Raw genomic sequence first — 18038 nt, forward strand, 5'->3', positions numbered from 1 at the left:
TTTTTTGAAAGCCGCCCTTTTTCTTGACAGGAGGGATTCTGTGTTAACAAAACAGATGATCGAAAAGATCTTGGACTACGCGGTCAGCCATGGCGCAGATTTTGCTGAGATTTTCTGCGAGGATGTGCGCCGCAGCAATCTGACCGTTTTGGGAGAAAAGGTGCTCAATGCCTCCTCCGGCGGTGAAAAAGGCATCGGCATCCGCATGTTCCGTGGATTGGAGAGCAACTATCTGTATACCTCTGATCTGCGCGAGGAAACCATTCTGAACCTGCTCAAACAGGCATGCAGCAATCGCAGCGGCAGCTTTGAGCGTCAGCAGCTGGAACAGATGCAGCAGGTGATGCTTAATCCGATCGCCCGCGCACCGCAGACCGTCGGACTTTCGGACAAGATGGGACTGCTCAACCACGTTGTAGCAGCCGGAAAACAGGCAGATCCGCTGGTCAGCCAGGTTCGTGTCAACTATGTGGATATGGACCAGAAGGTGCTGATTGCCAACAGCGAAGGACGTTATGTCACCGATGACAGAGTCAAGACCAGACTGCATATCACCGTATTCTGTGAGGAAGGCGGCGATCGTCAGTCCAGCTATATCGGACCTGGCGCCATGAAGGGCTTTGAATTCTATGATGAAATCAACGTCGAGGACTATGTGAAAAAGGCGGCAGCCAACGCAAAGGCAATGCTTCATGCAAAGGCATGTCCAACCGGACGGATGCCGGTCATCATTGCCAACGGCTTCGGCGGTCTGTTCTTCCATGAGGCGTGCGGACATTCGCTGGAAGCTTCCAGCACCGCAAAGGACTGCTCTGAATTTTCGGGCAAGATCGGCCAGAAGGTTGCTTCGGACAAGATCACATTGATCGACGACGGCAGCATCGAAGGTCAGTGGGGATCGCTGAAGGTGGATGACGAGGGTGTTCCGACCCAGAAAAATGTGCTGATCGAAAATGGTATCCTCAAGAGCTACATGGTGGATAAGCTCAATGCCCGCCGTCTGGGCTGTCAGCCGACCGGCTCCTCTCGCCGCCAGAGCTACCGCTTTGCACCGACTTCCCGTATGACCAACACCTACATCGCACCTGGAGAAAGCACACCGGAACAGATCATCGCTGCTACCGAGCGCGGCATCTTTGTCAACAGCATCAACGCCGGTTCGGTTAATCCGGCAACAGGAGAGTTTAACTTTAACACCAGCGAAACCTTCCTGATTGAAAACGGAAAGATCACCACACCGGTCAGAAGCGCAACCCTGATCGGCACCGGTGGAGACATCCTGAAGAAGGTCGACATGGTTGGCAACAACTATGCACTGGGACAGGGATTCTGCTATGCAGCCAGCGGCGCACTGTACATCGGTGCAGGTCAGCCGATGGTTCGCGTAACCGAGATGACAGTAGGAGGAGATGAGGTATGATGAAAACAGAAAAGGAGACACTGTGCCAGCTGGTGCAGCTGCTGCAGAAGGAAGGCTTTTCGGATGTCCGGTTCTACCTCCAGCACACCAGGCGGTTTGGCGTCAATGTATTTGAAGGAAAACAGGAAAACACCGTCCGTGCAGATGACCGCGCCTACTTTGTGGAGGCGGGCAAAAACGGAAAACGCTGCTGCACCTTCTTTAACCACCTGGACGATTTGCAGGGAGTTGTAGAACAGATGCAGCTGTCCGCTCTTGCTTCGCAGGAGGAATATAATCCGACGCCGGCGATTGCTCAGCCGCAGGATTTTGCACAGTCCTGGGAGGAGCCACAGGAGCAGGTGGTTGTTGACCGCCTGATCGAGGCAGAACAGGCAGCGCGCAAGGAAACCAAGATTTCCTGCGTCGACCACTGCGGTTATCAGGAAACCTGGCAGGAGATCACACTGATGGACGAACAGGGCAACACCCTGACCGACAGCAGCCGGTCGGCGACCGTTTCGGTCAGCGTTGTTTCCAGAGAAAACGGAGATACCGAGATTGCAAACGGACAGCGCAGTGTGGCATCCCTTGCAGAGATGGACGCCGTTTCTCTGGCACAGCAGGTAGCACAGCTGGGTGCAGATCGTCTGCACTCAAAACCGATTGTATCGGGCAATTATGCAGTCATCCTCAAAAACGATGCAGCAGCAGAGCTGCTGGAAGCCTATCTGCCAGTCTTCTATGCATCCGAGCTGCAGAACCAGATGAGCGCCCTGGGCAATCAACAGGGACAGCAGGTTGCAGCGCCGGATCTGGAACTGATTGAGGACCCGCAGTATCCACAGGGAAGGGTACATCGCCACTTTGACGATGAAGGCACACCGGTCAGCCGCAAATATCTGCTGAAGGATGGAGCGTTTGTCTGTGCACTGTACAACCGCAAGAGCGCCTCCAAGGAGGAAAAATCCAGCACCGGCAACGGTTTTAAGTCGGACGTTTCCTCGGCGGTCGGCACTGGTGTCACCAATGTACTGCTTCAGAGTGCATCGGGCAGCTATTGCAGCATGGAGCAGCTTTGTGCAAAGATGAAGGATGGTCTGATCGTCACCGGTCTGGAAGGTGTATTTGCAGGCGTCAACACCATCAACGGACGTTTCTCGCTGCTGTGCAAAGGCATGGTAGTGGAGAACGGCAAGCAGGTGAAGCCGTTCTGCGAAGTTACCATCGCCGGAAGCATCGGGGATTTACTGCGCGATGTTGTTGCACTGGGCGATGATCCTGCACCGACCGCAGCCGGCAGCCAGTTTTTGCAGACACCATCTATTCTGCTCAAAAAGTTAGCTGTTTCAGGATTGTAACTTGAAAAAGTTTGTGCTATACTAAGAGTCGAGGGAAATACGCACAGAATTATAAAATTTTCTGTTGAAATTTTAGTAAATACAACTAAATTACATTGCCGCCTGGAAGGAGCGGCGTTCTGTGTGTGTTCCATAAATTCTGCTTAAATTTATCTATAGAGAAGGAGTGTAGCACATGGATATTCTGAAGAATACCGAAGAGATGGGCAAACGAATTTTTGCTGATTTGGAGAAGATCAACTTTATCCGCACCAGCACCTCTGCCGAGGAGACCAGAGCCGCAGAGATCATCCGCGACGAGCTGGCAAAAGAAGGCTTGGAGGCACATATTGAGGAATTCATGGTAGAGACCGCCGACATCAAGAAGGTTTCTCTGCATGCACTGGGCAAAGATTGGGAAGTGCAGGGCTATCGCCGTTCCGGCAGCACACCGGAAGAAGGCTTGACTGCAAAATTTGCATATGTACAGCAGGGTACTGATGTAGACCTCTACGACAAAAAAGGCATGATCGTTCTGGTCAACAACGGCAAACTCAACGAAGAAGTATACGAAAGAATGGTTCGTTACGGTGTTGCAGGTTTCCTGACCTGGAACGGAAACGTATCCGATGTTCGTGAAGATACCGATATGCCGGAGAGAGAGCTGCGCGGTTGGGCACTGCGCTATGGCAAGATTCCTGGCGGTGTTGTCCGTGCCATTGATGCAATGGAACTGGTCAAAGGTGAGCCGGAGACCGTCACCTTCACTCTGATTCAGGAAGATGTCAGCCGTGCTTCTAGGAACGTTATCCTCAACATGAAGGGTACCGACGATACTACCGAGAACATCACCTTTGGTGCGCACTATGACAGCGTTCCATACAGCCATGGTGTTTATGACAATGGCGCTGGTTCGGTCATCCTGATGGAGCTGGCACGTCATTACAAACAGAATCCTCCAAAGAGAAATCTGACCTTCTGCTGGTATGGTTCCGAAGAGGTTGGTCTGCTCGGTTCCAAAGCGTATGTAGAGGCGCATGAGGAAGAACTGAAGAATGTCCAGCTGATGATCAACGTCGACGTTGCAGGTCCTGTTCTGGGTGCTGACTGGGCTGCTATCACTGCGGATGAGTCGCTCTGCCGCTTTGTAGAGTACCTCTCCAAGGAAGTTGGCTTCTCCACCGATGTTACCCAGGAAGTTTACTCCAGTGACTCGGTTCCATTTGCAAACAAAGGCGTTCCTGCTATCAACTTCTGCCGCTTTGGCAGAAACGGTGGTGCAATGATTCATTGCCGTCACGATGTAATTGATTACCTCGATTACAGAAACTTTGGCAAGACTGCTGCCTTTGTACAGGAATTCTCCGATCACATGGTCAATGCCGTTGTTTTCCCAGTTCCAAGAAAGATGCCGGAAAACATGGTAGAAGCAGTTGACAAATACCTGCGCAAAAAGAGAGTAGACGAGAAATAATCGCAATAAAAAACCTCTGGGCATTTGCCCAGAGGTTTTTTTGCTGCACAAAATTGTTTCATATAATGACATTGACCAGACTGGAGATCAGATGGGTCAGCAGATAGATGGTAGCGGGAACCACTGCCGGCCAGTTTTTGCGCTCCAGACAGTACAGCAGCAGCGCAGCACAAGGCAGCAGACACAGTCCCAGCACCATTCCTGTGCCGGAGAAAGGGAGCAGATAGAGGGCTGCCCAAAAGCCATAATAGGCGACGCAGCACAGCGCTACCGCCAAGGTCAGGAAATTTTTTCGGGAAAGTTTCTTATGGCGGCGGTTGGATGCAAGGCAGAGGGTGACGACGGTCAGACCCAGCATGATCCAGGCGACCGTATCCAGTTCCGGTGTAGCCGTTTGAGAGAATCCGCCGCCCTCAAACAGAACGTTCTGGATAAGGGTCGGCAAAATCAGGATACCGGACAGAATCAATGCTCCAACATCAAAACCGAGTTTGTAATTCTGAAACATAGTTTTCCTCCACTGTTTAAGACGGATGGTAGGTGGACTGGCTGTTGATGGTCACCGCCACACGGTTGGGCATACAGACGGCACTCTGAGGTTCATGGTCGATCAATCCAAAGTTGATGCACAGATGATCGGGGCAGTCGGAAGAAAGAAAGTGGATCTGATGATTTATTACCTCCAGTACGACGTTGACACCGTATTCATTGAGGTCGATCTGTTGATCTTTTGTTTGAGGGAGGTTCAGCTCCATCACCGGCTGTCCGTCGATGGTGACCAGTGCATAGGAACCTGTGCTGGTTTGTCCCATCCAGAAGAAAATCCCCATCAAAACCAGTGCAGCAACAGCAATTCCCAAAAGGATTTGTTTATCCCGTTTTCCCATCCAAAATATTCTCCAATCCGTAAAAAGGTAATCTTATTATACAAAAAAGCAGGGACATCTGTCAAGATGTCCCTGCCACTTTTTGGTTATGTTGAAAGATTATGCGTTTGCTTTCCACAGACCGTGCAGATTGCAGTAAGCATAAGCAGCAACTACTTTGTCGCTCTCGGTCATCATGAATACAGCTTCCGGTTTCTGGCCTGGTTTGAGCTCTTTGCGCTGGTTGCCTTCTGCGGTTTCCAGAGCGATCCACTCGATAAAGTGTTCCTCAGCCATTGGATGTGCAACTTCACCGACGGTAACGGTCACTTTGTTGCCCTCTACCGAGATAACTGGAACGTGTTTTTCGCTTGCAGCATCAACGCTTCCTGGAACCAGTTCGGTCATCTTTTCGCCGCAGCACATAACCGGCACACCTTTGTTTTTTGCATAAGCGATGATATTTCCACAATGTTTGCATACATAAAATTTCATAATGTTATTCCTTCTTTCCTGATAGTTTAAAATATACTAATTTAGTGAATTTTCTCTTTGATTGTATTATAACCGATTTTTTTCATGTTTGCAAGGGGTAACAAAAAATTTTACATATTAAATAAAGCAAAGGAGCAGAGTTTGGAATTATTTCCAAACTCCGCTCCTCAACTTTGATTTCTCATGGATAAAAGACTCGGGATGATTAAACTTTCGCGGGCATTTTTCGAATGAGCAGCCAGCAGAAGCTAAGAATCACGGCAGTAAATACAAGGTAGATGCCGGAGACGATCCACGGATGAGCCAGCGGGAAGAAGACGATGGCATCCACATAGCTTTCATAACGCACCAGGGAGAGAAGAAGGTACATTCCACATCCGCCCATCAGGATAGAAACAATCCATTTTCCGGTTTTGTTTAAACGATAAAAACCGATGGTGATCAGGTAGCCAAGGGAAATGAACAGAAGATACTCACAGAAGTAGTAGACGGTGCCGCTCAGCAGCCGCAGAGGAACATTTTCAATCTCGATGGCGAAGATGGTGGAACCGACCGGTGTGTGAAAAAGAAAGTTCATGAGCAGCAGCAGGAGGAGATTCAAGCAGGTCATTCCAAGGCAGACCGCAGCAGCGGAAGAAAGCCATCCTTTGAACAATGTTTTGCGGGTAGAGCTAAACTGCAGGTGAAACAGAAAGTTTGCACGAAAGGTATTCATTCCACAGACGAAGATAAACCAGACAGAACTTGCTTCCAAACCGTAAATATTCATCTGTTTATCCCCGATAGAAAGGAGAGATACTCCGGAAAACACCGTAAAAATCAGAACAATGATAATATAATAAATGATAACGGCGGAACGATATTCTTTTAATTGAAGCCGAAAAGATGTGGCAGTACTCATGAAGATACCTCCTAAGATGGATTTTCGCTGCCTACCAGCTGGACAAACAGCTGCTGTAAGCTCAGACCGGTGACATCGAGGGTGTCGGGAACTGCGGTGTGCTCTCCTAAAATAGCCGCCGTTTTTAAACCGCCGACGCTGTTGGAACCGATGACCTTTTTGCCCGAGCAATAGTCATCTACCTCGGAGATGCGTCCGGAAACACAATATCCCTGTGAAAGCAGCTTTTCTGCCGATTCGTCGATGAGCACCTTTCCGTGGTCGAGAATAATGACATTCTCCAGCAGACCTTCCACCTCACCGATCAGGTGGGTGGACAGCAGAATACAGGAAGGAGCTTCGCTGTAACTTTCAATCAGCAGTTTATAAAACAGTTCGCGGTGAAAAGCATCCATCCCAAGGGTTGGTTCATCCAGGAACAAAAACGGCGTATGTGCCGAAAGGGCAAGGATTGCACGCAGTACCGACTTGTAACCGGTGGAGAGTGTGGGATACTTTTTGTTCAGACTTAGCTCAAAGCGTTTGGCATAGGCAAGGCATTGCTCCTTGTCAAAGTTGGGATAGGCACCCGCCATGAAGTCGATCAGTTTTTGTGCGGTCATCTCTCCAAAGTAGGAGTTTTCGGTGACAAAAAAGATCTGCTGCAAGGCTTTCTCGTTTTCCCAGAGATTTCTCTCATCCATGGTGATGCTGCCCTCGTTTGGTTGGATGTAGTTGGTCATCAGGCGCAGTAAGGTAGTTTTGCCGGCGCCGTTGCGACCGAGCAAACCGCAGATTTTTGGTTCCTCCAAACACAGATTGACTCTATTTAATGCGACGGTATCTCCGAATTTTCGGGTCAGATCATGACAACACAGTTTCATTGTGTAAATCCCCTTTCAATCCACTCCCGCAGTGTCTGCGGCTCAATATTCAGGCGTTTCGCTTCCTGAACCAACGGCAGTACATATTGCTGGAAAAATTCCTCCTGCCGTTTCTCTTTCAATTTTTGCAGCGCTCCCGATGCGACAAACATTCCAATCCCTCGTTTCTTGTACACAATCCCTGCGTCCACCAACAGGTTGATTCCTTTCAGTGCAGTGGCAGGATTGATTTTATAGTTGGCGGCAAGTTCCGTGATCGAAGGTATCTGTTCCTCCTCGCCATAGATGCCGGACAAGATTTCATCCTCCAATCCCTGCGATACCTGCAGAAAAATGGGTGTCTGGCTTTGAAAGTCTATCTTCAACAGGAAACCTCCTTTCGGCTGTATATTGGTTAGTTAGTTGAGTAATTAACTATGATTCCATTATAATCAGAGGAACAACGATTGTCAATAGGGAAAGGGAAAAAATTAGCTGAGAAGATGAAAGGATAACATAAAGAAACCTTTTTACAAATGGACGCAGATGTGCTATACTGATAAGACTGATGTACTTACAAATTCTGTATGGAAAGGATTGTCACCTGTTATGTTGTTGCTGTTGCTTATACCGATCATGATGATCGTCTGGGGATTATGGTGGAGAAGAAAACCGCCGAAGTATCCGACAAATCCAGACTCGTTGCTGCAAAACTTTTTCTTTATCACCTACCGCACCGACTGGGCACTGAAAAGTCAGGAGACCTGGCAGTATGCCCACATCAGCTATGGCCGCATCATTCTGCCGATTGGCATTATTGCGCTGGTGCTGTCGATTGTGGGAATCTTCCTGCTGCCGCTGTCGATCGCACCAAAGGTGCTGATTGTGATGGATATTATCTGCATCATTATTCCGTATTTCCCGATTGAGAAAAAACTCAAACAGAATTTTGACACCAAGGGAAGATGGAAAGAAGGACTGTAAGTCCAATCATAAAACAAGGCTCCCGCCATGGCGGGAGCCTTGTTTTGTTATCCTAGCAGATAGATCAGCCGTTCCAGCTGAGGATGGATCAAGCCGACTGCCGTTATCTCTCCATTCTTCGTATCCAGGCAGATGCCGAGGGAAGGGAAAAGAACGCGGCTGCCGTTTTCGACACATAGGCTGTTGGAGCAGAGTTTGACTAGCTCCATCTGTGTCGGCTCCTCGGAAAAGGGAAGCAGAAAACGGTCGGAAGCATCTGGAAAAGCGATCGAAAACAGCGGCTGACTGATGAGAAATCCGGCGGCCTGTCCATCGACATACCAGGCGGTGATCTCTCCGCCGGAAAGCTGATAGCTGGTTTTGACCATCCTGCCAAGGGAAATGTCGGAGGTTTGTTCCAAGCTGAAAAACTGCTCGATGGCCGACTGCACCTGCTGCGGTGTCATCCCAAGGTGTAGCGGACCGATTCTGCCGGACACCGGCAGAATCGGTTTTGGCGGCGTGGAAGATGCCAAACGTTCGGTGCTCCAGAGATCGGTCAGTCCCAACAGTTCCTCGTAAATCGGGTCGTAAACCCGCACAAAATTAAAGTAGAGATGGTCGTAGTCATCCGCCTGGATCGTGTTGTTCTCCGTTTCAGAAAGGTCGAAAGCCATTTCCCGCCAGAGACTGACGCCAAGCTGCGGGAAGGTATATTGGGTGGCGTCCTGCCACTCCATGCTGTCATAGAAGCAGCAGTTTTGTTCATTGAGGGCGGCGATCAGCGCAGCTGCCTTGGTGGTAAAAACAGGCAGGTCCAACAGGACCACATCATAACAAAGGGCGATATTTTTGTCCACCGAAATGCAGACGCATCGCTGCTTCTGGTCAAAATAGAGGAGCAAAATAGCCGCTGAATCCTTCAAAAAGTAGCGGATACAGGAGCCTTGTTCATACCCATCCCAATCTTCGGGGATCATCTCAAACGATTCCGGCAGAGCGGAGAGAATGTGCTCGATTTCGTCCGGTGTCATTCCAAGCGAAAGCGGACCGATGCTGCCTTTGGTGACGGTCCATCTGTTCATACGACATCCTCCTTTCAGATTTTTGAAAGCAGCATCCGGCAATAAAAACTGGATACTCTGTAGGAATTTACAAAAACGCCTTCCTTTTTTTGGAGAAGAAAGCAATGGAAAGGATTCCTTTTCCTGTGCTATCCTAAACAAAAGGAGGGATACAATGATTAGAAAAGAAGTGACATCCCGAGATGCAAAGGTGGAGATCCTGCTGACTGCCATCTGGCTGGCAGCTTCGTTTTTCCTGTGTGATGGCTGGGCCGCGGCCATTTGTCTGGCGGGTGTGGCAGTTATCGGGTTTCGTTGGATGCGTCACCGCGGTGTTCTGGTGCGGGAATTGCTGCTGGGCATCGTCCTGATGGTCACGGCAGTGCTGCTGTTAGTAAATGGTATTCGGCAGATGGCGCCGACCCACTATTTTGGAGAGATGTGCGACCATCTGTTTGCAAATCCGCAGCTATATCGCGCAATCGACCAGCAGCAAAACGATGTCACCGACGTGTTTGCAGAAAAGTATCGTTCCACCTACGAGCAGGGAGACGAGGATGCCCTACGGGAAGCATTTTTGCAGGAGCTGTCCGCCATCAGTTGGGTGGAGGAAAACAAACAGGAGGAGCAGGCAACAATCCGAACCGACTATCAAATCCATGTTTATCTGTTCGATCGTATCGAGGAGATCGACAGGTGCTTTGAGCAGTTTTATGTGATGGAAGGCAGCATGGTGCAGGATGTAAAGACAAGGGAAGTGCTGGAGTACGAAAACCCACGCTTTCATCCGACAGAATTTTATGGACAAAATGGGCTGGAAGGGATGCCGTATGGCATTTCCCTCGGTGCAGAGCCGTCAGAAGATGGCAAGGAGCTGGAAATTTGCAGCAGCATTTCGATGCTGCTCAGCCGTTCCAAGCTGCCGCAGCTGATGCAGATGACTGAAGAATACAAAGCAGTGACCAAAATATAGATGGAAACAGAGAAGCCTGAATTTCAGGCTTCTCTGTTTTGCTGCTAGAACAGATTAAAGTCCAGTTTGTCCGAAAGGTATTCCAGAATCTTGATGCCGCCGATACTGTTGCCTTTTTCATCCAGGGCAGGACCGAAGACACCGATGCCCATGCGGTCGACCAGTGCAGCTGCAATACCGCCGCCTACGCCGCTCTTGGCAGGGAAGCCGACGCTCATCGCAAACTCACCCGAGCCGTCGTACATGCCGCAGGTCAGCATCAGTGCGCGGATGGCTTTGGCGCTCTTAGGCGGGATGAGTGTCTCGCCGGTGGTCGGACAGGTGCCGTGGTTTGCAAGTACGGCGCTCATCTGGGCGATGTCCACGGCGGTAACATTGACCGAGCACATCTTGAAGTAGAAGTCCAGACATTCCTCCACGTTGCCCTCCAGGATGCCGGAAGCTTTCAGGTAATAGGCAAGCGCACGGTTGCGGTCGCCGGTTGCTTTTTCGGAGAGATAGACTGCCTCGTTGAGCTGGATGTCCTCGTTGCCGCAGAGCATGCGGATGAATTTTAAGAAGCGCTCGAACTTTTCGTCCGAGTCCTTGCCGTCGATGCAGCTGGCTACCGTGATGGCGCCGGCATTGATAAATGGGTTGAAAGGTTTGGTTTTGGTTTCCAGCTTGATAATCGAGTTAAAAGGATCGCCGGTTGGTTCCACACCCACTTTGTCATGGAACAGATAATCAGCACCGCGGTCGCTGATTGCCAGAATCAGCGAAGCCAGTTTGGAGATACTCTGGATGGTGAAGGGAACGCGGGTATCGCCGCACTCCATGATGGTTCCGTCCAAACCGACCACACAGACACCCAGATGGTATTTGTTGACTCGTGCCAATTCAGGGATGTATTCGGCGGTTTTTCCAAATTTAATAAAACATTCGCCGTATTTGACGGCGTCCTGCAAACATTCCTGTGTTAACATGTCCGATCTTCCTTTCGGGGTAAATTTTGTTGAGGTCAAGAATATTGTACAACAGATTACACAGGATGCAAGAGGTATTTTTTGTTTTTAGAAAATAATTTTTATGAGAGATATAAAATGAAAATGGCGACAAATTTACCGAGCATGCAGCAAATTGTTTTGCTGATGACACTGAAAAAATAAAGGAGTAGAAAAGGAGAGGTGGCAGCATGAAAAACAAATGGAGAGTTCTGATTTTGATAGCTGTGATGCTGATTGCTGTGCTGATGCTGGGATGGTATCGGGCAGGACGAAGGCCGTTTCGCAATTTAAAAGCGGAGGAGATTGCCAGCGCTTCTATGGAGATCATGCCGCCCGATCAGGAGGTCGTGGTGGAGGACCTCGATGAGCTGGTTTCCCATTTGCAGCAGCTGGTCATCTACCGGCAGGACCAGACTTACTCGGAATATGCCGGTCAGGCGGTAGTCATTACCCTGGAAATGAAGGACGGCAGCAGGATAGAGATTGTGGAATACAATCCGTTTGTGATCATCGACGGCGTCGGTTACCGATGTAAATATGAACCCAGTGAGCAGCTTAATCGTTATGCAAATCAGTTGATGCGAGAAGCACAATTAGAAAATAAAAAAGAAAGGACACTGTGCAACAACAGTGTCCTTTCTGCTATAAAAATGACGAGTCTGCGCAGGTTGTCCGTCTAAGGTGGCAGGTGTATTTATTCTTGGTTGACGGTTTAGCCTGCGCAGAAGTGGTAAGGTGTTGGCTTAGCCTTCAACAGCAGCAGTTTTTGCGCTCAGATCTTCGCACAGGTTCAGTTTGGAGAACTCTGGGTTGGATGGCAGCGTCAGCGAGAACTCGGAGATTGGATTGAGCTTGAAGGTAAAGTTGTTGGTCGACAGTCCCAAAACATGACCGCCCTTGCTCTTGTCTCCGCTCAGGAAATGGAAGTGCCATCCTGGGAGGTTGATGCCTTCTACATAGGCTGGGCAATATACAGCGATCAGACTGCCGGTGACATGCTCATAATGGAATTCTCTCTGTTTGCTGGCAGCTTCGGACAGTGTCGGATATGGTTTCTGACATGCAAAGCAGCTGCGGACGTGCATGGTGGTAAATTCGCCCTGACCTTTGAGCAGATAGAAGATGTTCTGATTGTCTTTGACGTAAGGCTCCAGTTCTTTTCTGAGCTGGTCGAGCGATTCAATATTCGAGAAGGTATGCTCCGGTACGTTTCTGTCAAATTCAGCGACGGTTCCGAATGCAACGCCATCTTCCGGTTTCATCTGGGTGACGGTACCTTCTGCGGTAGCGCGGTAAGCAACGCCGTCCTCAAAGATTGCCTCACCGTCCAGACCGGTATAAGTACCAATACCGGTGTCTGCATGGTGCAAAAATTCTTTTACAGTAGTGGTCTGGTCAAAATTGCCCAGCATCAGAGCGTTTAAAGTAGAAGCTTGAATCAGTGTTTTCATAAGAACACAACCTTTCTTTTTGCTAAATGTTATATCGTAAATCCATAGGATAGAGGCTTACAAATTTTATCGAACTTCGTTTGCCGGATGGCGCTGGAGATCCCATTTGACGAAGAATGGCGCCAAAATATTGGTGACGGCCAGAACAAATGCCAGAATAGCAACCGAGCTGGAAACGTATGGCTGCAAAGCTTCGTTGGAAGCGGCTGCCATGGATGGGATGCTCAGTGCAACACCTGCCAGGGATGCAGAGGCAAAGGAGACATAACCTGGACGTTTCAGGACGTAGCGCTCAACCAGGCAGGAAGGAACAATGGTGATGATGAAGTAGAGAACACTCATCAGGATGCCCTGTGGCAGCATTTTAACAGCGTCTACCAGATTGATCGTCGAACCAAATTCAAAGCCCAAAAATGGGAGGATAATCGCATTGCCGCCGGCGAAAACTTTGCGGATATCTTCATCCAGGTTGCCGAGGAGCATACCTAAGATAAATGGAATCAGCAGAGAGATAATCTGGATAACCTGCGGCATACCAAATCCGGAAGTTCCAAAGAAGCCCAGGAACAGCAATGGGAGCAAAGGCATCGAACAGATCAGCATGATACCGAAGCTTGCCTTATCTGCTTTGTCACCAAATGGCTGAATGATGCCCATGTACAGCGCTGCATTGGCGCTCGAAACGGCGCAGACAAATGCCAGGAAGGAGATTCCAAAGATGCCGTCGTAGCCGAATGCCAGGAAGTACAGCGCACTGAGCACGTAAGCGACGATCAGTCGTGTTGCGATCAGGAGGACACCGCGATGAAGAGCATCCTTCATATCACTCAGCTTCAGGGAAGTACCTGTGCAGAAAAGCATCAAACCAATCAGAAGCATCTGACCGCTGGAAGAGAACATATCCTTCATAGGATTGCCCAAAGTTTCCCACAGATTGAAATGCAGAAAGCCTTCGCAGATAGTTGTGATGATTGCACCAATAATCAATGGGACAAACATTGTGCCTGCCGGAACTTTTTGCAATGATTTCCAAATTTGAACGTTATGTTTTTCGTTCATACCAACACCTTCTTCATTTGTTGTCTGATTTCTTTTGTTTGCGACTTTATTATACAGTTTTGATCTTGCTTTTTCACGAATTTCAATCTATAATTTGAAAAGATTTTTTGTGCTCATAGCACAAGTAATGTCCGGTGAAGAGGTGTTGAAGATGGATATTAAAAGCTTGGTGGATACATTTTTTGAGACAGATAATTTAAAAGAGCTGCTGGAACAAGCGGGAAGAATGTTAGATTGTCCTTTGCTGGTGGTGGATGATGCCTTTCGGATTGCGGCCAGCTACTGGCCAAACTCCTTTCAGGACGAGTTGTTTTTTGGAGCACTGCGCAGGGGAGAGATCACCTATGAGGCGATTTTGGCAATTAGTCAAAGCGAACAGATTGCACAGGGGCAATCTGTTCGCATGGAGGTGCAGGACACGCCCTATCCGAGATGTTTTGCACCGTTGATCAGCAGCAATATCCACATTGGTTATCTGATCTATGTGGATTGGAAGAATGAATTGCACCAGACGCCGGATGAGCAGCTGCACATGCTTCAGATGATTTTGGCAAAGCAGCTTTTGTCCGAGTCCAGCCGCAACCATATCCTCTCCAGCACCTCCGAGGAGATTCTGGTGCGGCTGCTGCAGGGAGAGTTTCCCAGTGAATCAATCTTTCAGCTGCAAATCACCTCGTCCTATCTGGCACACTACAAACCGCACCGTTTGGCGGTGGTCGATTTGGGCTTGTATAGAAACCTCCATTTTGGACAGGATACCTTAAAAAATGAGCTGCGCTATATCTTTTATGCATGCCACCCTTTCTTTTATCAGAAGCAGCTATTGTTTTTTCTGACGGCGGAGCATGATTCCACATTGTTATTTAGCTTTAGTCAGAAATTTCAGCTGCGCATTTCTATTTCTGGACCTTTGGACAGCCTGTATCATCTGCCGCAGGCCTATCAGACCGCACAAAAAGCGCTGGACTATATGCTGACGCAGTCCAATCAGCCGTTTGTCATCTGGGCCCCAAGGCTGTATCAGCGCATACTGCTTGAACAGATTCAACCGCAATATGCATTGTGTCATCCAGGTGTTTCTGCGTTGTCTGCGTATGATGAAAAAAATCACACCCAGTACTGTCTGACGCTCTATACGTATTTGATCTGTCATCACTCTTTACAACAGACCTGTGACCGTTTGTTTCTGCATCGAAATACGGCACTGTATCGCATCCGAAAGATACGGGAGCAGTTTCAGATTCCTTTGGATGATCCCGATCAGACACTGTATCTGCTGATTTCAGCTTCGATGGTTTTGCTGCAGGAGGGAGAGGAACAGCTCTTTTCTTCCGATTTGGATCAGCCGCTGTAACAGATAAAGAAAAAAACCGCTCCTGTCCAAGCGGACAGGAGCGGTTATAGTTTTCAGGTCAAACTTAGATGAGTGCCAGGGTATCTCTAGCGATTGCAAGCTCTTCGTTGGTTGGGATAACCATAACTTTAACCTTGGAATCAGCGGTGGAGATAACTTTGTTCTCGCCTCTGGTGTGGTTAGCTTCTTTGTCGATCTTAACACCGAGGTAGCCCCAGTATTTCTCGCAGAGTTCTTCACGAATCTCAACATCGTTTTCGCCAACACCAGCGGTGAATGCGATAGCGTCAACACCGTTCATAGCAGCGGTGTATGCACCAACGTATTTTGCAATGCGGTAGGTGTAAGCATCCAGAGTAACTTTAGCCAGGTGGTGACCTTCTTCAGCAGCTTTGGTGATATCTCTGCAGTCGGAGGACAGGCCGCCGCTCATGCCGAGCAGACCGGATTTCTTATTGAGCATGTTGAGAACTTCATCAACGGATTTGTTCTCTTTGTTGCAGATGTACTGAACAACAGCTGGGTCCAGGTCACCGGAACGGGTACCCATGATCAGACCTTCCAGAGGGGTCAGGCCCATGGAGGTGTCTACACATTTGCCGCCGATGGAAGCGGAAACGGAAGCACCGTTACCGATGTGGCAAACGATAACCTTTGCATCAGCTGGGAGGTTACCGAATTTGATAGCTTCTTTGGAAACGAAGCCATGGCTGGTACCGTGGAAGCCGTAACGACGGATGCCGTATTTCTCGAAATATTCATGTGGGATTGCATACAGATAGGATTTCTCATCCATACCCATACCGAAGGTGGTGTCGAATACAGCAACGTTTGGTTTGCCTGGGCAAACTTTTTCGCAAGCTTCGATACCCATCAGGTTAGCTGGGTTGTGGAGAGGACCGAGGTCGAAGCACTCACGGATAGCAGCTTTTACATCCTCGTTAACAACGATGGATTTGGTGAATTTTGTGCCGCCGTGGAGTACGCGGTGACCGATTGCGTTGATTTCGTCAACGGAAGCGATTACGCCGTGATCTTTGTCGGTCAGAGCGTCCAGAACGAGCTGTACTGCTACAGAGTGGTCTGGCATTGGAGTTTCAACAACATAGTTGTCTTTGCCTGGAACTTTGTGGGTCAGAACAGAACCGTCGATGCCAATTCTTTCGCACAGACCCTTGGTCAGAACGTGCTCATTTTCCATATCAATCAGCTGATATTTCAGAGAAGAGCTTCCGCAGTTTAAAACAAGAATTTTCATATCAAATTCCTCCCATAGATTTTTAAAGCCATCTGCTCCCAAACAGGGAACAGAGGCAGATTGACACTCCTATACACTTACTATATTATTATATCTGGGACAACTTTTCAAGAGAAAAACTGCGATTTTTGACGTAAAAGCCCATCCTTTTTCAAAAAGAGCGGGAGAGATTGACTTTTTCGCCAAAAATCAGCTGAAATTTCTGTAAAATGCTTAAAAACAGGTGGTGAAGCAAGAGAATGAAAACAGCTGCGATCATTGCAGAATATAACCCTTTCCACAAGGGACACCGCTGGCAGATCGAAGAGCTGCGGGCGCAGGGAATGACCCATATTGCCGTGGTGATGAGTCCGGATTTTACCCAGCGCGGGACACCGGCGATTTTTCCCAAGAGGGTGCGGGCAGCGGCAGCGCTGCAAAACGGAGCGGACCTGATTGTGGAGCTGCCGGTCTGCTACGCCGCTGCCAGTGCTCAGCGATTTGCATTTGGCGGAGTACAGACGGTGTGTGCGATGGGATGCGTGGATGTTCTGGCGTTTGGCGCGGAGGATGCCGAGCTGCCGCTGCTGCAGCAGGCGGCGGATGCGTTGGAAGATCCAGAGGTGCAGCAGCAACTGCGTGCACAGCTGGCAAACGGAATCACCTTTGCAAAAGCAAGAGAGCTTGCCATCAGGGAAGTTTTGGGACAGCAGGTGTCTGATGTGCTTCAAAAACCAAACAACATCCTTGCGGTGGAATATCTGGCACAGCTTCCCAGGGAAGGCAGCCCAAAACCGCTGCCGCTTGTCCGCATTGGGAATGCGCACGACGGTGCGCCCAAACAGGGTTTTGCATCGGCAAGCCATATCCGCAGTTTGATCCTCGGCGGAAACTGGGAGGAAGCAAAGGAGTATCTGCCGTCCTCGACCTGGGAACTCTATCAGCAGGCGATGCAGAGCGGACAGACTGCCTCGATGCAGACAGGAGAGCGTGCCGTGCTGTCTGTCCTGCGCAGGATGAACAGGGAGCAGATGGCGGCGCTGCCGGATGTATCGGAGGGAATCGAAAACCGGCTGTATCAGGCGGCGCGAACTGCCTGTTCGCTGGAAGAATTGTACGAGCAGATCAAAACCAAGCGTTATCCGCTTTCGCGGGTGCGCCGGCTGGTGCTGTCCGCCTTTTTGGGAATACCGCAGGATGCAGCATGGCAGGCTCCGGCCTACCTGCGGGTGTTGGGAATGAATGAGCGCGGCAAGGAAATTTTATCCAACATGAAGCGAACGGCGACCTTGCCGGTTTCAACCAGTCTGGCAAAGTTGGGAAAGGTTTCTCCACAGGCAGCCCAGATGGCAGCATTGGAGGCAGACTGTGCCGATCAGTACCGGATATTTACAAAACAAATTTTCCCCTGCGGCAGCGATTATGCCGAATTTTGTAGGGGATAAAAATTGATAGGGTCGTGCGGAAGCATCGAAACAGCACCCTGTCCCGAACGATTTTATGGATGATTGTTAAGTGTCACAGGGGCGTTATTTGTGAACAGCACAGGATAGTCCGGCTTAGCGCCGAAGGCGAACAGTGTCCAGCTTCAAGCTGGTTTGAAAAAAGCTCGAGCAAAAACTTTATTTTTTCTG

19 protein-coding genes are annotated in these 18038 nt (G+C 49.3%); 8 read left to right on the forward strand and 11 right to left on the reverse strand.

The genetic code is table 11. The features are described 5' to 3' along the window. Window positions 1-40: 40 nt before the first annotated feature. From Q0L39_RS01595 to Q0L39_RS01605, 3 genes are all read left to right on the forward strand, one after another. On the forward strand, window positions 41-1420 hold the full coding sequence (locus Q0L39_RS01595; RefSeq protein ID WP_296626593.1) for a TldD/PmbA family protein: 1380 nt from the start codon (window positions 41-43) through the stop codon (window positions 1418-1420). Further along, entirely contained in the window at window positions 1417-2760 is a 1344-nt protein-coding gene (locus Q0L39_RS01600; protein WP_296626594.1) for a metallopeptidase TldD-related protein, read from the forward strand. Before Q0L39_RS01595 ends, Q0L39_RS01600 begins: the two co-directional genes overlap by 4 nt. Before the next feature lie 175 nt (window positions 2761-2935). Beyond that, window positions 2936-4213, forward strand: coding sequence for a M20/M25/M40 family metallo-hydrolase (locus tag Q0L39_RS01605; RefSeq protein ID WP_296626595.1), 1278 nt, complete (start codon window positions 2936-2938; stop codon window positions 4211-4213). 58 nt (window positions 4214-4271) lie between these two features. Here Q0L39_RS01605 and Q0L39_RS01610 read toward each other — a convergent pair whose 3' ends face one another. The 6 genes from Q0L39_RS01610 to Q0L39_RS01635 all read right to left on the reverse strand — a co-directional run bounded on the left by Q0L39_RS01610 (window position 4272) and on the right by Q0L39_RS01635 (window position 7703). Next, on the reverse strand, window positions 4272-4721 hold the full coding sequence (locus Q0L39_RS01610; protein WP_296626596.1) for a hypothetical protein: 450 nt from the start codon (window positions 4719-4721) through the stop codon (window positions 4272-4274). A gap of 16 nt (window positions 4722-4737) precedes the next feature. Continuing rightward, entirely contained in the window at window positions 4738-5100 is a 363-nt protein-coding gene (locus Q0L39_RS01615) for a NusG domain II-containing protein (RefSeq protein WP_296626597.1), read from the reverse strand. Between the two features lie 99 nt (window positions 5101-5199). Then, a complete protein-coding gene (locus Q0L39_RS01620) occupies window positions 5200-5574 on the reverse strand; it encodes a desulfoferrodoxin family protein (protein ID WP_296626598.1) in 375 nt (124 codons plus the stop codon). 205 nt (window positions 5575-5779) lie between these two features. Beyond that, on the reverse strand, window positions 5780-6475 hold the full coding sequence (locus Q0L39_RS01625) for a hypothetical protein (RefSeq protein ID WP_296626599.1): 696 nt from the start codon (window positions 6473-6475) through the stop codon (window positions 5780-5782). 11 nt (window positions 6476-6486) lie between these two features. Next, complete coding sequence (locus tag Q0L39_RS01630; protein WP_296626600.1) at window positions 6487-7338, reverse strand: ABC transporter ATP-binding protein; 852 nt, start codon at window positions 7336-7338, stop codon at window positions 6487-6489. Beyond that, window positions 7335-7703, reverse strand: a complete 369-nt coding sequence (locus Q0L39_RS01635; RefSeq protein WP_296626601.1) for a GntR family transcriptional regulator — start codon at window positions 7701-7703, stop codon at window positions 7335-7337. The genes Q0L39_RS01630 and Q0L39_RS01635 overlap by 4 nt, the downstream gene beginning before the upstream one ends. Window positions 7704-7926: 223 nt before the next feature. Between Q0L39_RS01635 and Q0L39_RS01640 the strand changes: the two genes are divergently transcribed. Beyond that, window positions 7927-8301, forward strand: a complete 375-nt coding sequence (locus tag Q0L39_RS01640; protein WP_296626602.1) for an SdpI family protein — start codon at window positions 7927-7929, stop codon at window positions 8299-8301. A 47-nt stretch (window positions 8302-8348) separates the two neighbouring features. Here Q0L39_RS01640 and Q0L39_RS01645 read toward each other — a convergent pair whose 3' ends face one another. Further along, entirely contained in the window at window positions 8349-9365 is a 1017-nt protein-coding gene (locus Q0L39_RS01645; protein WP_296626603.1) for a hypothetical protein, read from the reverse strand. A gap of 154 nt (window positions 9366-9519) precedes the next feature. Here Q0L39_RS01645 and Q0L39_RS01650 point away from each other — a divergent pair, with 154 nt between their 5' ends. Further along, entirely contained in the window at window positions 9520-10317 is a 798-nt protein-coding gene (locus Q0L39_RS01650; RefSeq protein WP_296626604.1) for a hypothetical protein, read from the forward strand. A gap of 44 nt (window positions 10318-10361) precedes the next feature. Here the strand turns inward: Q0L39_RS01650 and glsA are convergent, their stop codons facing one another. Then, window positions 10362-11282 (reverse strand): glutaminase A, encoded by a 921-nt coding sequence (glsA, locus tag Q0L39_RS01655; protein ID WP_296626605.1) that lies wholly within the window; start codon window positions 11280-11282, stop codon window positions 10362-10364. A 209-nt stretch (window positions 11283-11491) separates the two neighbouring features. Between glsA and Q0L39_RS01660 the strand changes: the two genes are divergently transcribed. Then, window positions 11492-11983: a hypothetical protein gene (locus Q0L39_RS01660; RefSeq protein WP_296626606.1), complete on the forward strand. Its 492-nt coding sequence runs from the start codon at window positions 11492-11494 to the stop codon at window positions 11981-11983. 63 nt (window positions 11984-12046) lie between these two features. On the opposite strand, the gene budA is transcribed toward Q0L39_RS01660, so the two are convergent. Further along, on the reverse strand, window positions 12047-12754 hold the full coding sequence (gene budA, locus Q0L39_RS01665) for an acetolactate decarboxylase (protein WP_296626607.1): 708 nt from the start codon (window positions 12752-12754) through the stop codon (window positions 12047-12049). A gap of 66 nt (window positions 12755-12820) precedes the next feature. Next, window positions 12821-13813, reverse strand: coding sequence for a 2-keto-3-deoxygluconate permease (locus Q0L39_RS01670; protein WP_296626608.1), 993 nt, complete (start codon window positions 13811-13813; stop codon window positions 12821-12823). A 151-nt stretch (window positions 13814-13964) separates the two neighbouring features. Between Q0L39_RS01670 and Q0L39_RS01675 the strand changes: the two genes are divergently transcribed. Continuing rightward, complete coding sequence (locus Q0L39_RS01675) at window positions 13965-15167, forward strand: CdaR family transcriptional regulator (RefSeq protein WP_296626609.1); 1203 nt, start codon at window positions 13965-13967, stop codon at window positions 15165-15167. A gap of 64 nt (window positions 15168-15231) precedes the next feature. Here the strand turns inward: Q0L39_RS01675 and Q0L39_RS01680 are convergent, their stop codons facing one another. Further along, the gene (locus tag Q0L39_RS01680; protein ID WP_296626610.1) at window positions 15232-16425 is read right to left on the reverse strand and encodes an acetate kinase; all 1194 of its coding nucleotides are present in this window, start codon (window positions 16423-16425) and stop codon (window positions 15232-15234) included. A gap of 239 nt (window positions 16426-16664) precedes the next feature. Between Q0L39_RS01680 and Q0L39_RS01685 the strand changes: the two genes are divergently transcribed. After that, a complete protein-coding gene (locus Q0L39_RS01685) occupies window positions 16665-17849 on the forward strand; it encodes a nucleotidyltransferase family protein (RefSeq protein WP_296626611.1) in 1185 nt (394 codons plus the stop codon). Window positions 17850-18038: the final 189 nt, after the last annotated feature.

Source organism: uncultured Negativibacillus sp. (genome assembly GCF_944388365.1).
Classification (GTDB): domain Bacteria; phylum Bacillota; class Clostridia; order Oscillospirales; family Ruminococcaceae; genus Negativibacillus.

Coding starts and splice junctions, on each gene's coding strand:
- Q0L39_RS01660 (WP_296626606.1), top strand. CDS start 11,492: ATGAAAAACAAATGGAGAGTTCTGATTTTGATAGCTGTGATGCTGATT.
- Q0L39_RS01640 (WP_296626602.1), top strand. CDS start 7,927: ATGTTGTTGCTGTTGCTTATACCGATCATGATGATCGTCTGGGGATTA.
- Q0L39_RS01675 (WP_296626609.1), top strand. CDS start 13,965: ATGGATATTAAAAGCTTGGTGGATACATTTTTTGAGACAGATAATTTA.
- Q0L39_RS01605 (WP_296626595.1), top strand. CDS start 2,936: ATGGATATTCTGAAGAATACCGAAGAGATGGGCAAACGAATTTTTGCT.
- Q0L39_RS01610 (WP_296626596.1), bottom strand. CDS start 4,721: ATGTTTCAGAATTACAAACTCGGTTTTGATGTTGGAGCATTGATTCTG.
- budA (WP_296626607.1), bottom strand. CDS start 12,754: ATGAAAACACTGATTCAAGCTTCTACTTTAAACGCTCTGATGCTGGGC.
- Q0L39_RS01680 (WP_296626610.1), bottom strand. CDS start 16,425: ATGAAAATTCTTGTTTTAAACTGCGGAAGCTCTTCTCTGAAATATCAG.
- Q0L39_RS01630 (WP_296626600.1), bottom strand. CDS start 7,338: ATGAAACTGTGTTGTCATGATCTGACCCGAAAATTCGGAGATACCGTC.
- Q0L39_RS01625 (WP_296626599.1), bottom strand. CDS start 6,475: ATGAGTACTGCCACATCTTTTCGGCTTCAATTAAAAGAATATCGTTCC.
- Q0L39_RS01670 (WP_296626608.1), bottom strand. CDS start 13,813: ATGAACGAAAAACATAACGTTCAAATTTGGAAATCATTGCAAAAAGTT.
- Q0L39_RS01620 (WP_296626598.1), bottom strand. CDS start 5,574: ATGAAATTTTATGTATGCAAACATTGTGGAAATATCATCGCTTATGCA.
- Q0L39_RS01600 (WP_296626594.1), top strand. CDS start 1,417: ATGATGAAAACAGAAAAGGAGACACTGTGCCAGCTGGTGCAGCTGCTG.
- Q0L39_RS01650 (WP_296626604.1), top strand. CDS start 9,520: ATGATTAGAAAAGAAGTGACATCCCGAGATGCAAAGGTGGAGATCCTG.
- Q0L39_RS01685 (WP_296626611.1), top strand. CDS start 16,665: ATGAAAACAGCTGCGATCATTGCAGAATATAACCCTTTCCACAAGGGA.
- glsA (WP_296626605.1), bottom strand. CDS start 11,282: ATGTTAACACAGGAATGTTTGCAGGACGCCGTCAAATACGGCGAATGT.
- Q0L39_RS01615 (WP_296626597.1), bottom strand. CDS start 5,100: ATGGGAAAACGGGATAAACAAATCCTTTTGGGAATTGCTGTTGCTGCA.
- Q0L39_RS01645 (WP_296626603.1), bottom strand. CDS start 9,365: ATGAACAGATGGACCGTCACCAAAGGCAGCATCGGTCCGCTTTCGCTT.